The following is a 13182-nucleotide window of genomic DNA, read 5'->3' as shown; positions in this document are numbered from 1 at the left end:
GGCATGCAGGAACACCCGTGCCGCGGCACCGGCGAACCGCGCCGCGGCGGCGACCGCGAGGCCGTGATTGCCGTCGCTGGCGCAGACCAGGGCCGGCTGGCCCGCGGGCCGCGCCGCCAGGAGCGCGGCCGGGCTCGTCCCGGCGGCGCGGGCGAGCGCCATCAGGCCCGCATAGGTGCCGCCCAGCGACTTGAAGCTGCCGAGCGTCCGGTCGGTCTCGTCCTTGGCGAGGACCTGCGCCACGCCGAGGCGCCGGGCGAGCGCCGGCAGGCGGCGCAGCGGCGTCGGCGCATAGGCCGGATCGAGCCCGCGCAGGAAGGCGGCGATCGCTTCGGGGGACGGGAGAGAACCGGAAGATGATGAGGAGGCGTCGGTCATGCGCAGGAGCATGCCGGATCCCCACGACGGTTGGCGCCGAAATCGTGTTCCCTCGCGGCGGGATCCGTCATTCGCGAGGCGATCACGCCGAGATCCGTCGCGGCAGGCGCCGTCGGCGTTGCCGGCGAGCGGAGAGGCCCTCGGCCACCCCGTGCGCTCGCCCGCCTCGCCGGCCTGATCCTCACCGTCCGCGGCGGGCCGACAAGCCGGCGGCGGCCGTGGCGGCCGTTCCCGCGGCCACGCCCCTGTCGCCCGCCAGACGGCAGGTCTCAGCCCGGGCCTGAAACGGGATCCCCGGCGGCCATCACCCGCCTCGCGGCCTCGGCATTGGCGCGGGCATGCGCCTCGGGCGAAGTCGGGCCGGTCAGCGGAACCTCGACCGAGAGCGCGGCAGTCCCGGGCAGCGCCGCCAGCAGCGCCCTCAGGGGCAACACCCCCTCCCCCGGGGGCAGGCGCCCGCCCCGGGCCTCCTGGATGACGGCGTCCATCGATCGCGGCGCCTCCGCGCCGGCGTCGCAGAGCTGCGCGCTGCGGATCAGGGCCGGCGGTACGGCGCGCAGATCCGCGACCGTTCCTCCAGTGCGGGCGAGGTGGAGCGCATCGACGAGGACGCCGCCATTCGGCCGGCCGGCGGCCTCGACCACCCGGACCGCGTCGGGCAGGCTCGCGACCCGCCGCCACGCCATGCATTCGAGATCGACCCCCATGCCGAACCCCGCCGCGAGGTCGCAGAGCTCGGCAAAGTGCGCGACGAGGCGGGCGCGATCCGGATCGTCCCCGCATACGCTCAGTCGCTCGGCGCCGAGTCCTGCGGCCGCCTCGAGGATGCCGGCGAGGGAGGCCGGCACGAAATCCTCCCCGATGGTGACGAACTCGATGTCGTGGACGCGCAGGCCCTCCTGCCGCAAAGCCTCGCGCACGGCTCGGAAGGCGGGGCTCCCGTGGGCCAGGTCGTAGACCGGAGCGCCGGGGAAGGCCGGGTGCAGCCGCAGGCCGACCGCCGCGTAGCCGGTGCGGGCCGCGAGACGGACGAGCTCCAGCGGCGGCACCGCGATGCAGGTGAAATGGGCGAGGCCGAGCGGCCGGTCGGACGATGAGGCAGGCGGTCGGGCAGGCATGGGGATCGGCTCGGAGGGGTCAGGGGGCGAGCGTGCCGGCGAGGTGCCGCTGCAGGTTGGTGCCGGTGCGGTGGATGTGCTCGCGCAGGCGGGCGCAGGCATCGTCGGCGTCGCGGGCGACCGCGAGCTGGGCGATCTCGCCGTGCTCCTGCGCGACGTTCCGGTCCCCCCCCGGAGTCCGGCGCAGGAAGGTGCGCCGGTAGCGGTCGTTCAGGTTCAGCAGCACGCCGCAGAAGTTCAGGAGCAGCGGCATCCGGCACCCGGCGATCAGCGTGAGGTGGAACTCGCGGTGATACGCCTCCCACTGCTCCAGCGTCTCCGGCTGCGCGGGATCACGCTCGATCCGGTTCATGCGGTGGAGGGCCCGCATCACGTCGCCCTCCCAGTCCACCGTGCCGATCGCGATGGCCTGGCGCAGGGCCAGAACCTCGACCTCCTCGCGCAGCCGCGTGATCTCCGCCAGGTTCGACAGCGAGACCGGCGCGACGCGATAGCCGCGATTGTCCTCGAACACCACCAGCCCATCGGCGATCAGCCGGGCCAGGGCCTCGCGCAGCGGACTCAAGGACACGCTGAAGCGCTCTCGCGCCCGCTCCAGGTTGATCTTGCTGCCGGCCTCGAGCCGACCCGAGACGATCGCCTCGCGCAGCCGGTCGACGAGCTGGCTCGCCATGGTGTTCTTGCCGTCGCCGACGAGGGCGCCCGGCGCCATCGGGATCGGCGTCATCGGGACCGGGGTTTCGGCCATCGAGGTTTCGTGGATCGGCGCTTCCGGCGCCGTCGGAGCGGGCGCCGCGAGGCGGTCGCGTGTGGCGCGGCGAGTCGTCGCCTCGGTCAAGCCGTCTCTCCGTCCGGGACACCGGCCCGTAAGTTTCATCGATGATTTTTATAAAAAACGATTTTTCATGTCAACGCTGTCCGGGCCGTCATGCGCGGTCGTAGCCGGCCATCCGGGAGGGATGGGGCGCCGAATCCGCCCCAGCTGACGAAAGCACGAACCCGACCGAAAATCGGTGATTGACGAATAATCGATGATATGTGAGCAGAACGCGGATCCAGGGAGGCAGAGCCATGCGCATCGAGCGCCAGCAGGACGTGACGCCGGCCGTTCTGGAGGTCATGGCGCGGACGCGCGACCCGCGCCTGCGCGAGATCATGACCTCGCTCATCACCCACCTGCACGGCTTCGTCCGCGACGTGCGCCTCACCGAGGCCGAGTTCCGCGACGCCACCGCGATCCTCAACGAGATCGGCGCGCTCGCCTCCGACAGCCACAACGAGTTCGTGCTGATGGCCGGCTCGCTCGGCGTGTCGTCCCTCGTCTGCCTCCTCAACAACGGCGACCACGGCAATACCGAGACCTCGCAGTCGCTGCTCGGGCCGTTCTGGCGCCTCAACGCGCCACGGGTCGCGAATGGCGGTACCATCGTGCGCTCCGACACGCCGGGCGACCCGCTCTTCGTCACCGCCCGCGTGCTCGACGGCGAGGGCCGGCCGGTCGCCGGCGCGGAGGTCGATGTCTGGCACGCCTCGCCGGTCGGCCTCTACGAGAACCAGGACCCCGAACAGGCCGAGATGAACCTGCGCGGCAAGTTCACCACCGATGACGAGGGCCGGTTCTGGTTCCGCTCGGTGATGATGATCGGCTATCCGATCCCCACCGGCGGGGTCGTCGGACGGCTGCTGGCGGCTCAGGGCCGCCACCCGATGCGGCCGGCCCACCTGCACGCCCTGATCGCCAAGCCGGGCTTCAAGGTGCTGATCTCGCAGGTCTACGACGCGAACGATCCGCATATCGAGTCCGACGTCCAGTTCGGCGTGACCAAGGCTCTCGTCGGCGACTTCGTGCGCCACGACGGGCCGCATCCGGACGCGGCGGACGTGTCGTCGCCCTGGTACTCCCTCGACTACACCTACGTCATGGAGCCCGGCGAGGCCGTGCTGCCGCGTCCCCCGATCAAGTAATCCCGATTCTAGTCCGGAGCGAACAGCCGTGCTGAGCGACGATGATCACCGCAAGGCCGCCGAGGCCATCCTCAAGGCCGAGCGCGAGCGGGTGCCCTGCCCGCAATTGTCGAAGACCTTTCCCGGCATGGAGATCGCCGATGCCTACCGCGTCCAGGATCTCTGGGCCGAGGCGCGGATCGCCGGCGGGGCGCGGCTGGCCGGCCACAAGATCGGCCTGACCTCCCGCGCCATGCAGATGGCCTCGAAGATGACCGAGCCGGATTACGGCCGCATCCTCGACGACGCGCTGTTCAACGACGGGGCGCAGATCCGCACCGACCTGTTCATCAAGCCGCGGCTGGAGGTCGAGCTCGCCTTCATCATGGGCGAGGACCTGTCGGGGCCGGGCTGCCGCATCTACGACGTGATGCGGGCGACCGAGTTCGTGGTCCCGGCGCTCGAGATCATCGACTACCGCACCGAGGTGCCGCGGGCGATCGTCGACACCATCGCCGACAACGCCGCCTTCGGGGCGATCGTGGTCGGCGGCCGCACGGTCCGGCCCTTCGACGTCGACGTACGCTGGATCGGCGCGACGCTGTCGCAGAACGGCATCATCGAGGAATCCGGCGTCTCGGCCGCCATCATGGGCCATCCGGCCGCCGGCATCGCGTGGCTCGTCAACAAGCTCGCGGCGGTCGATGCGGGTCTCAAGAAGGGGCAGATCGTGCTCGGCGGCTCGTTCACCCGGCCCGTCGACATCAGGAAGGGCGACGTGATCCAGGCCGATTACGGCCCGCTCGGCGCCATCGGCGTCTCCTTCGTCTGAGGCGGAGGGCGGATCTCGCCGAGAACCGCGCCAGGCGCGGCTCGCGCGAGGGGCGCCGGCAGATCGGCCTGCGGTGCCGCCTGCCGGGCTCCTGCGCGGCGGAAGCCGTGGCGGGGTCTCGGCGGTGCGCCCCGCCGCCAACGACGCGGTGCTGATCACGCGCGTCCTCGATCTCGGCGCCCGGACCCTGCCGATCCCCACCGTCCGGGACGCGGATGCGCTCCGCCCGGCGTGCGGCCGAGGCGCTGTACGGTGCTGGTGCCGGGCGAGACCGGCGAAGCGCTCGACCTGCCCGAGGAGACCGGCGCGGTCGTCGGGCCGGAGGATTTGGCGGTGAGCCTCGGCCACCTGGAGGGGGGCGCGGTCTTTCCGACCTTGACCGCCTTGCCGGTTTTTCCCCTTCGTCAGCGCCGTGCTATCACCTTGGGCGTTGCAGAGAGCATCGCCCCCGCGATCTCATGCGACGGGCAGGCCGGGCCGGCGCAGTCTGAACAGCTTCCCGCTGTACCCTGGCCTGCCGCCGGGTCGGGGCGGCGGGCATGGTGCCGGGCCGCCGATCCGCATCAGCTAACCGTTAGGCTCCTGCCGGTCCGGGTCGCAAGTCGCCTCCAGGTTGAGGGTGACGGTGCAGAGCCGCTCCCCCTTCTCGTCGCGGATATAGGCCGCGAAGCGGCGTCGGCCGTCGCGCGGGGGCGCCTCGCGGCCGACATCGGGCAAAGCCGCGATCGCCGCATCGCGGGCGGCCTCGACACTCGGATACTCGTCCCCGTCGTCGTCGCGCAGGGAATGATCGCCATCCTGGTAATCGATGAAGAAGCGGGGCATCGCGAAGGGGATCCTGGCGGGAAGGGTCGTCGCGGAGAGGGGCGTGGCACGAAGGCCGTCTCTTGGGCTGAAAACCCCGACCGGGGCGAAGGTTGCAGGGCACCGTCATCGCCCGCGGATCCCCTGCGGCACCCTCCCCGGGATGACGGACGGATCTCCCGCCTTTTGTGCACTATTGCACAGACAAGCCGCCGAGCTCTGGGCTAGGAGGAAGAGCTTGGCCCTCGAACCCCGCCGCCGATGATCCCCGACGATCCCTTCCTGAGCGGCAACCTGCTCCTCGGGGCCCTGCACCCCAGGGACCGCACGCTGCTGGCGCCGCACCTGGAGGTGCGGGAGTGCCGGCGCGGCGAGGTGTTGTTCGAGGCCGGGGAGGACGTCTCCTTCATCTCGTTCCCGACTGCATCGACCGTCGCGGCCCTGGTGATCGCCATGCGGGACGGCCGTACGGTCGAGGTGGCGACGGTCGGGCACGAGGGGGCGATCGGCGGCGTGGTCAGCCAGGGCTCGCTGCCGGCCTTCAGCCGGGCCGTCGTGCAGATCGCCGGCCCGGTCCTGCGCCTGGAGACGCAGCGCCTTCAGGAGACGAAGTCCGCGTCCCCGGCCCTGCGCAACCTGTTCACCCGCTACGCGGATTGCCTGCTCGCGCAGGTCCTGCAGGCGGTGGCCTGCAACGCCCTGCACCCGATCGAGGAGCGCTGCGCCCGCTGGATCCTCGGCCTGCAGGACCGGCTCGGCAGCGACGTCCTGCCGATCACCCACGAGCTTCTGGCCGACCTGCTCGGGGTCCAGCGCTCCTACCTCACCCGTACGCTCAAGAGCCTGCAGCAGGAGGAGCTGATCCAGGTCCGCCGCGGGCGCATCGTCGTCTGCAACCGGGCGATGCTGGAGGCGAAGGCCTGCGAGTGCCACGGTGCGGTCAAGCGGCATTTCGAGACGGTGCTCGGCGCCCTGTGCGGCACGCTCGCCGCACCGGTGGCACTGCGCCCGACCTGCCGTCAGGCGTTCTGAGGAGCTGCGTCGGCACCCGCCATGGGACAGGATTTCGGCATCACGGACGCGGAGGCAGGAAAGCCCGGCCCCAGAAGCCCCGAGGCCGGGACTCCCGGGGCCAGGGGGCAGGCCCGCGCCTCGTCCGGCGAGCAGGAGCGCCTGCGCGTCCTCGGCCGCTACCAGATCCGCGACACGTCGCGCGACGAGGCGTTCGACGGTATCGCGCTCCTCGCCGCCGAGATCTGCGGCACCCCGATCGCCGCGGTCACCCTGGTCGGCGGCGACGGTCGGCCCGTCGTCAAGGCCGAGTTCGGGCTCGGCGTTCGCGACGTGCCGCTGGAGAGCCCGTTCTGCCGCCAGGCGCTGCTTGAGCAGGAGGTCTTGGAGCAGGATGTCCTGTATCTGCCCGACGCCGCGGAGGATCCCCGCTTCGCCGGCGACCCGCGGGTGGCCGGCGCCCCGGGCCTGCGCTTCTACGCCGGCGCCCTGCTCAAGACGCCGGAGGGCCTGGCCATCGGCACCGTCTGCGTGCTCGACACGGTGCCCCGCGCCTTGAGCGCGCGCCAGAAGGCGAGCCTGAAGCACCTGGCGCGCCAGGCCATGACCGAGCTGGAGCTGCGCCGCACCCTGCGCGAGCAGCGCGCCGAGCGGGAGTTGCAGGACCGGATCCTGGACGGCGCGACCGACTACGCGATCGTCGCGACCGACCGCCACGGCCGGGTCACCCGCTGGAACGAGGGCGCGACCCGCATCCTCGGCTGGACCGGGCCCGAGATGCTCGGCCGGCCCGTCGGCATGGTCTTCACCCCCGAGGACCGGGCCGGGCGGGAGCCCGAGATCGAGATGAACCTCGCGCTTGCCCATGGCCGCGCGCCGGCCGAGCGCTGGTACCTGCGCCGCAGCGGCGAGCGCTTCTGGGCGCAGGGCGAGACGATGCCGCTGACGGCCGAGGACGGGACGGCCCAGGGCTTCCTGAAGATCCTGCGCGACCGCAGCCAGCGGCGGGCGCAGGAAGCCGCCCGCGACGCCGATGAATTGCGGTTCCGCTCGCTCGTCGAGGTCAGCCCGCAGGTGGTCTGGTTCGGCGACGCCGCCGGCACCGTCACCTACTGCAACGCGTACTGGTTCGACTATACCGGCCTGCCTCCCGGCGACGTGAGCGAGGCGAGCTGGATGGGCGCGATCCACCCGGATCACCGCGAGCACGTCCGTGCGGCCTGGTTCGCGGCAGCCCGGTCCGGCACCCGCTTCGAGATGGAATTCCCCTTGTGCCGGGCGGATGGCGAGTACCGCTGGTTCCTCTCGCGCAGCCGGCCGGTCGAGGACGGCGACGGGCGGATCCGGAGCTGGATCGGCATCGCCCTCGACATCCACGAGCGCAAGCGGGCCGAGGGGCGCTTCCAGGTCCTGACCGCGCTCTCGCCCGCGACCATCTGGTTCGGAGATCCCGATGGCGGCCTCAGCTACGTCAACGACCGGTGGTACGAGTATAGCGGCCAGACGCCCGAGCAGGCCCTGCCGCTCGGCTGGGCCGAGGCCGTCCATCCGGACGACCGGCCCGGGCTGATGACCAGCTGGGCCGAGGCCCGTGCCCGCGGGTCCCTGTACGACACCGAGGCACGCTTGCGCCGCCGGGACGGGGCCTATCGCTGGTTCTCGATCCGGGCCGAGCCCTTGCGCGACGAGGCCGGCACCGTCCTCGGCTGGCTCGGCAGCAACAGCGACGTCCACGAGAGCCGCCGGACCGAGGAGAACCTGCGCCAGACCCAGAGCCTCCTGCGCCTTGCCGCCGAGGCCACCAGCCTCGGCATCTTCGACTACAACCTCGCGACGGGCGCTCTGACCTGGGACGCCCATGTGCGGGCGGCGTTCGGGCTCCCGCCCGACGCAGCCGTGAGCTACGCGACCTTCCTCGCCGGGCTGCACCCGGAGGACCGCGCGCGGGCGGACGAGGCGGTCATGGCCGCCCTCGATTCGGCGGGACCGGGGCGCTTCGACATCGAGTACCGCACCATCGGGATCGCGGACGGGATCGAGCGCTGGGTCGCCGCCAAGGGCCAGGCGATCGTCGAGCAGGGCTGCGCGGTCCGCTTCGTCGGCACCGTGCAGGACATCACCGCGCGCAAGCGCGCCGAGGAGCACCAGCGCCTGCTGACCGGCGAATTGCAGCACCGGGTGAAGAACACCCTCGCCCTGGTCCAGGCGATTGCCAGCCAGACCCTGCGCGGTGCCCGCGACGTCGACGAGATGCGCGAGGCCTTCGCGTCCCGGCTGATCTCCCTCGGGCGGGCGCACGACATCCTGACCCAGGCGAGCTGGACCGCCGCCCCGATCCTCGACGTGGTCGAGGGCGCGCTCAGCGTGCACCAGCCCGCCGGGCCGGCCCGGATCCGGATGAGCGGCCCGAACGTGCGGCTCGCCGCCAAGCCGGCCCTGTCGCTGGCGCTGGCGCTGCACGAGCTCGCCACCAACGCGTTCAAGTACGGCGCGCTCTCGAACGAGACCGGCCTCGTCGAGGTCCGCTGGCACGTGGTGCATGGCGCTGGCGAGACCCGCTTCAGCCTGACCTGGTCCGAGCATGGCGGCCCGCCCCTCCTCGCCCCGCCGCAGCGCAAGGGGTTCGGCTCGCGGCTGATCGAGCGCAGCTTCGCGGCGGAGGTCGACGGCGAGGTGACGCTGACCTATGCCCCCACCGGCGTGGTCTGCCGCCTCGTGGCGGCCCTGTCGTCGATGCAGGAGCAGCGCAGCGAGGCGGCCGCCTGACCGGTACGGGCCGCGTCGCATTTTGCGGAATCCGCAGACCCGGTCGCCGGCCGCGCGGCAAAGATCCGCGGGACACCGCCAGCCTCGTCCGGCGGAGCGTGGATCTGCCAGCGCACGCCCGCCGGGGTCGCCCGGGACGCGGTCGGGCGCCCCGGGAGACCGGTTGCGGTCAGCCGGCCGCCTCGACGGCGGGGCGGGTCACGATCGGCGGCGTTTGCTGATGCTGCACGACGCGCCACTTGTCGTGCGCGAGCCGCCGATAGGTCGAGGTGCAGTGGGCCTCGTAGGCCTCCTCCCCACGCGACGCCTTGGCGTGGTAGGCGATGACGATCAGGCCCTCCTGCGGCCGCGCGATCTGCTCCTGGGCGATCTCGATCGTCGACCAGCGCGGCGTGTGGGCGACCGCCTCGATGGCCTGACGGCCGCTCATGACGAAGGGCGGCTGCGGCAGCACCATCAAGCACTCGTCGTCGACGAGCTCGCGGTAGTGATCGGCGTCACCCGTCCAGAGACCCTTCTCGAAAGACCATACCCGATCGTCGTCCATCGGCTTCTCCTCACGCCATCTTGCGCCAGAGAAGACCGCAGGACCGCGATCGTTCCCGGTGCGGCGACGTGGCGGCCCCGGCGACGCTCTGCCAGTCTCCGCGTCGCGGCGAGCACCGCCCTACTCGACGATGCGAATCTTCTTGTCGGAAACCTTGACCAGCTTCGGGCACGACATGAGAAGGCGGATGTCGTCGTAATCCCGGTCGCTGCCCGCATTCGGCGGCCGGTCCTCCCAGCCGTAATACATGTACTTTCCCTCCTCGCAGCCGACGCTGGCCGTCGCCGGATCGTGGGTGACGTGACTGTTCGGCAGCACGCCGCCATCGGACCTCGACCGGCACGCGCTCAGGCTGTCGCAGACGATCGTCTCCACGATGGGGTTGTTCCTCATGTCGACGGCGGTGCGAACGGTCCCGTTCGTGACGCGGAATCCCTTCATGTTCATGGTCTGGGCCCGCGATCCGGTGTCGATCACGACGTCGGTATAGTATTCGTACACCTCCTGATGCTTGTCGTCCCATTTGCCGGGCGACGTCCGGGCGTTCCGGACGTTCCGCAGCATGGTGCTCGGCGCTTCGTTCTGCCCGCAGGTCGGCAGCGCCTGGGACGCGTAGTTCGTGGCCGGCGTCGCGTTGTCGGCGATCGGCGTGATCCCGCGCCGGCCGGCATCGGCCTCCTTCTGCCGCTCCGGGCTGGACGAGTAGCAGTAGAAGTAGAGCCTGTTGTAGTCTGCAGCCTCCGGCGACAGCTGCGACAGCGCCGGCGGCTTCGTTTCGTAGGTCGGCGCGACGCGGATGACGGTGGTCGACACGCCGACATCCATCGCACGGCTGGTCCCCGGCAGGAGATGAACGAACGAGGTCTTCATGCTCGTCGAAATCGTGAGACGGTAATTGGCACCGTCGAGCCAGCGGCCGCTGATCTGGAATCCGCCCTGGTCCGACCGCGCTCCCAGCTTCCTGACCAGTTCCTGACGGGCGAAGTCGAACCGTTCGCTCGCCGCCGCCGGCGTCTCCGCATCGGCGACGAGCAGCGCCGTCTGATCGCTGACCGTCTGCTCGATCGCCCGGATGCGCATCGCACTGCCGAAATCCACAGCCGCGCCGAGCATCCCGATCAGAGGGATCAGCAATATCCCGAACAGGGGTGCGATGGCTCCCCCTTCGTCAAAAGCCATTTTCTTCGAATTATGGCGCATTGAAAGCTTCTGGAGGACTCAATCGCGACTGTTATATCTTGAACAAGTAATTTTTTCCTGAAAATATCTGCAGCAGCGGGTGGATCGTGCGCCCGGTGCGATCCTGCGGTGCCTCTCGCCGGACGAGGCCAGATGGCGCGCCGCTGCCACGACGCCCCTGTGTCGAGCGAATGGATGGGAGGTCGGCCTCGTCCGCCGTCCCCGATGCCGTGGGTCCGGCGCCCGTTCCTGCCGAGCGCGATGCGCGTCGTCATGCCGGACGAACCGGCCGTCGATTGCTCTCGTCCTGGCTCGCGCTGCGCAGCCTCGCGGCCATGCGACGTGCCGGCAACGTGTGGCCAGTCCGTTGCTCGGTCCCGTACTTGCTTGACAGGGGAACGCTCCCCTCGCATCGCTGTCGAGGGGACGAGAGGCAGGCCTATCCTTCAAGAGGCCGCCGAAGGGGAACGCCATGCTGAAGACCATCGACCCGCTGCTCAGCGGATCGCTTCTCGCCGTCCTGGACGACATGGGCCACGGCGACGAGATCGTCATCGCCGATGCCAACTTCCCCTCCGCGAGCAACGCCCGGCGGCTGATCGACATGCCGGGCACGACGGCACCGGCACTCCTGGACGCGATCCTGTCGGTCCTGCCCCTCGACGACTTCGTCGAGAGCCCGATGGCGGTGATGAAAGCCCCGCCAGAGACCCGCCCGCTCTACGACGGCTACCAGACGAGCGCCGACCGCGCCGAGCGCCGGTCGATCACGATCACCGAGATGCCGCCGCAAGACTTCTACGCCCGCACCCGCGATGCCTACGCGGTGGTCCGCAGCGGCGAGCGTCGCCTCTACGGCAACATCCTGCTGCGCAAGGGCGTGATCCACCCGTGAGCGAGGTCATCGACAGCCACCAGCATTTCTGGCGCGTGGCGCGCGGCGATTACGGCTGGATGGGCGAGCACGTCGCCGCCCTCCTGCGCGACTTCATGCCGGACGACCTCGCGCCTCTGCTGCGCCGGGCCGGGATCGGCCGCACCATTCTGGTCCAGGCGGCTCCGACCGAGGCCGAGACCGACTTCATGCTGGACATCGCCGCGCGGACCGGCTTCGTCGCCGGCGTCGTCGGCTGGCTCGACCTCGAGTCCGACACGTTCCCGGACCGCCTGGCGCATTACCGGCAGAACCCGCTCTTCGTGGGCCTGCGCCCGATGCTGCAGGATCTCGACGACGACCGATTCATCCTGCGGCCCCGCATTCTCGACAACCTGCGGCGCGTGGCCGAGAGCGGGCTCGCCTTCGACATCCTGGCAGTCCCGCGCCACCTGCCGCACGTCGCCGAGGCCGTGGCCCGGGTGCCCGCCCTGCGCGCCGTGATCGACCATCTGGGCAAGCCGCCGGTCGCGGCAGGCGACCTCGATCCCTGGCGCGCCGACATCGCGGCCCTGGCGGCACTTCCGAATGTCGTCTGCAAGGTGTCGGGCCTCGTCACCGAGGCGCAGGCGGAATGGTCGCTCCAGGATCTCGCCCCTTACATCGACCACGTGGCAGACGTGTTCGGCGAAGACCGGCTGATGTTCGGCTCGGATTGGCCGGTCGCGACCCTCGCGGCGACCTACGGCGAGGTCGCCCACGCCGCCCGGGCCCTGCTCGGCCCCCGCTTCGGCCCGGACGCGATGGCGAAGATCTTCGGCGGGAACGCGCAACGCTTCTACCGCGTGAGCCGGTGAGGCGGCACGTTCGAGAGGTCGCGAGGATCGAGAGCCCCGCCCTCACAGGTACCCCTCTTGATCGCCGGGCGCACATACCCATCTGGGGTACACGCCGGCCGCGGAGGCCGGGCAGGTCCCCTGCCCCGCCTCCGGTCGTCATGGTCGAAACCTCCGGGGTTCGGTCGTGTTGACAGGCGAGCCGGCGACCCTTAAACGACCGCTCACCGACGGGGCGCCGCGACGAGCGGCTCCGCCCCACGGACCTTCCGAGAGACGACGAAGCAAGGGCCAGGGCAACCCGGCGCTGCTTTTTGTTCTCTGGAAGGTCGAGATCTGGCCCCGGCCCGATCAGCTCTTTGACAAGTGCATACGAGAAAGAGAAGCGTGGACGGCGTCGTCCCTGCGGATCCGGGTTTCGGCCTGGATCGTGAGTAGGATGATGCTGGTCTGACGTTTCGGTGCTCACACGATCCGGTGGAAACGCCGATCGGTTGTGAGCCTCCGTTTATGTTGTGATCAGCGATGATCAGCTCTTCAACTTGAGAGTTTGATCCTGGCTCAGAGCGAACGCTGGCGGCAGGCTTAACACATGCAAGTCGAGCGGGCCCTTCGGGGTCAGCGGCAGACGGGTGAGTAACGCGTGGGAACGTGCCCTTCGGTTCGGAATAACTCAGGGAAACTTGAGCTAATACCGGATACGCCCTTTTGGGGAAAGGCTTGCTGCCGAAGGATCGGCCCGCGTCTGATTAGCTAGTTGGTGAGGTTATGGCTCACCAAGGCGACGATCAGTAGCTGGTCTGAGAGGATGATCAGCCACACTGGGACTGAGACACGGCCCAGACTCCTACGGGAGGCAGCAGTGGGGAATATTGGACAATGGGGGCAACCCT

Annotated in this window: 12 protein-coding genes and 1 rRNA gene; 7 read left to right on the top strand and 6 right to left on the bottom strand. The window is 70.3% G+C overall.

The features are described from left to right. The 3 genes from FF100_RS35700 to FF100_RS35690 form a co-directional block, all read right to left on the bottom strand. Positions 1-390, bottom strand: a 390-nt coding sequence (locus tag FF100_RS35700; RefSeq protein WP_205825159.1) for a pyridoxal-phosphate dependent enzyme, incomplete at its 3' end; no start/stop codon positions are given. 257 nt (positions 391-647) lie between these two features. After that, complete coding sequence (locus FF100_RS35695; RefSeq protein ID WP_139040737.1) at positions 648-1496, bottom strand: sugar phosphate isomerase/epimerase family protein; 849 nt, start codon at positions 1494-1496, stop codon at positions 648-650. A 19-nt stretch (positions 1497-1515) separates the two neighbouring features. Next, the gene (locus FF100_RS35690; RefSeq protein ID WP_246102761.1) at positions 1516-2244 is read right to left on the bottom strand and encodes a GntR family transcriptional regulator; all 729 of its coding nucleotides are present in this window, start codon (positions 2242-2244) and stop codon (positions 1516-1518) included. A 323-nt stretch (positions 2245-2567) separates the two neighbouring features. Between FF100_RS35690 and FF100_RS35685 the strand changes: the two genes are divergently transcribed. Both FF100_RS35685 and hpaH read left to right on the top strand, forming a co-directional pair. Then, positions 2568-3461, top strand: coding sequence for a dioxygenase family protein (locus FF100_RS35685; RefSeq protein WP_139040736.1), 894 nt, complete (start codon positions 2568-2570; stop codon positions 3459-3461). Positions 3462-3489: 28 nt separating this feature from the next. After that, positions 3490-4272 carry a 2-oxo-hept-4-ene-1,7-dioate hydratase gene (gene hpaH / locus FF100_RS35680; protein ID WP_139040735.1) on the top strand — a complete coding sequence of 261 codons (783 nt, stop codon included), beginning with the start codon at positions 3490-3492 and terminating at the stop codon, positions 4270-4272. A gap of 567 nt (positions 4273-4839) precedes the next feature. On the opposite strand, the gene FF100_RS35675 is transcribed toward hpaH, so the two are convergent. Continuing rightward, a complete protein-coding gene (locus FF100_RS35675) occupies positions 4840-5097 on the bottom strand; it encodes a DUF6894 family protein (protein WP_139040734.1) in 258 nt (85 codons plus the stop codon). Positions 5098-5337: 240 nt separating this feature from the next. Here FF100_RS35675 and FF100_RS35670 point away from each other — a divergent pair, with 240 nt between their 5' ends. Together FF100_RS35670 and FF100_RS35665 are read left to right on the top strand one after the other, a co-directional pair. Beyond that, on the top strand, positions 5338-6108 hold the full coding sequence (locus FF100_RS35670) for a Crp/Fnr family transcriptional regulator (protein ID WP_139040733.1): 771 nt from the start codon (positions 5338-5340) through the stop codon (positions 6106-6108). A gap of 21 nt (positions 6109-6129) precedes the next feature. Next, the gene (locus FF100_RS35665; RefSeq protein WP_139040732.1) at positions 6130-8853 is read left to right on the top strand and encodes a PAS domain S-box protein; all 2724 of its coding nucleotides are present in this window, start codon (positions 6130-6132) and stop codon (positions 8851-8853) included. Between the two features lie 169 nt (positions 8854-9022). Here FF100_RS35665 and FF100_RS35660 read toward each other — a convergent pair whose 3' ends face one another. Beyond that, positions 9023-9400: a DUF4440 domain-containing protein gene (locus FF100_RS35660; protein WP_139040731.1), complete on the bottom strand. Its 378-nt coding sequence runs from the start codon at positions 9398-9400 to the stop codon at positions 9023-9025. Between the two features lie 120 nt (positions 9401-9520). Further along, positions 9521-10600 carry a TadE/TadG family type IV pilus assembly protein gene (locus FF100_RS35655; protein ID WP_139040730.1) on the bottom strand — a complete coding sequence of 360 codons (1080 nt, stop codon included), beginning with the start codon at positions 10598-10600 and terminating at the stop codon, positions 9521-9523. Between the two features lie 451 nt (positions 10601-11051). Between FF100_RS35655 and FF100_RS38225 the strand changes: the two genes are divergently transcribed. The 3 genes from FF100_RS38225 to FF100_RS35645 all read left to right on the top strand — a co-directional run. Further along, entirely contained in the window at positions 11052-11474 is a 423-nt protein-coding gene (locus tag FF100_RS38225; RefSeq protein WP_246102759.1) for an RbsD/FucU family protein, read from the top strand. Continuing rightward, positions 11471-12310, top strand: coding sequence for an amidohydrolase family protein (locus FF100_RS38220; RefSeq protein ID WP_246102756.1), 840 nt, complete (start codon positions 11471-11473; stop codon positions 12308-12310). The genes FF100_RS38225 and FF100_RS38220 overlap by 4 nt, the downstream gene beginning before the upstream one ends. Before the next feature lie 517 nt (positions 12311-12827). Next, positions 12828-13182: ribosomal RNA gene (locus tag FF100_RS35645) — 16S ribosomal RNA — on the top strand; the annotation flags it as partial.

The organism is Methylobacterium terricola, assembly GCF_006151805.1.
In the GTDB taxonomy this organism is placed as follows: domain Bacteria; phylum Pseudomonadota; class Alphaproteobacteria; order Rhizobiales; family Beijerinckiaceae; genus Methylobacterium; species Methylobacterium terricola.
Note: the sequence above shows the minus strand (reverse complement) of the source record. Positions and strands in the feature narration are given on the sequence as shown.

Bases quoted from the DNA above. Each gene is read 5' to 3' on its own strand.
- FF100_RS35665 (WP_139040732.1), top strand. From the start codon at position 6,130: ATGGGACAGGATTTCGGCATCACGGACGCGGAGGCAGGAAAGCCCGGC.
- FF100_RS35690 (WP_246102761.1), bottom strand. From the start codon at position 2,244: ATGGCCGAAACCCCGGTCCCGATGACGCCGATCCCGATGGCGCCGGGC.
- FF100_RS35655 (WP_139040730.1), bottom strand. From the start codon at position 10,600: ATGCGCCATAATTCGAAGAAAATGGCTTTTGACGAAGGGGGAGCCATC.
- FF100_RS35675 (WP_139040734.1), bottom strand. From the start codon at position 5,097: ATGCCCCGCTTCTTCATCGATTACCAGGATGGCGATCATTCCCTGCGC.
- FF100_RS35660 (WP_139040731.1), bottom strand. From the start codon at position 9,400: ATGGACGACGATCGGGTATGGTCTTTCGAGAAGGGTCTCTGGACGGGT.
- FF100_RS35695 (WP_139040737.1), bottom strand. From the start codon at position 1,496: ATGCCTGCCCGACCGCCTGCCTCATCGTCCGACCGGCCGCTCGGCCTC.
- FF100_RS35685 (WP_139040736.1), top strand. From the start codon at position 2,568: ATGCGCATCGAGCGCCAGCAGGACGTGACGCCGGCCGTTCTGGAGGTC.
- FF100_RS38225 (WP_246102759.1), top strand. From the start codon at position 11,052: ATGCTGAAGACCATCGACCCGCTGCTCAGCGGATCGCTTCTCGCCGTC.
- FF100_RS35670 (WP_139040733.1), top strand. From the start codon at position 5,338: ATGATCCCCGACGATCCCTTCCTGAGCGGCAACCTGCTCCTCGGGGCC.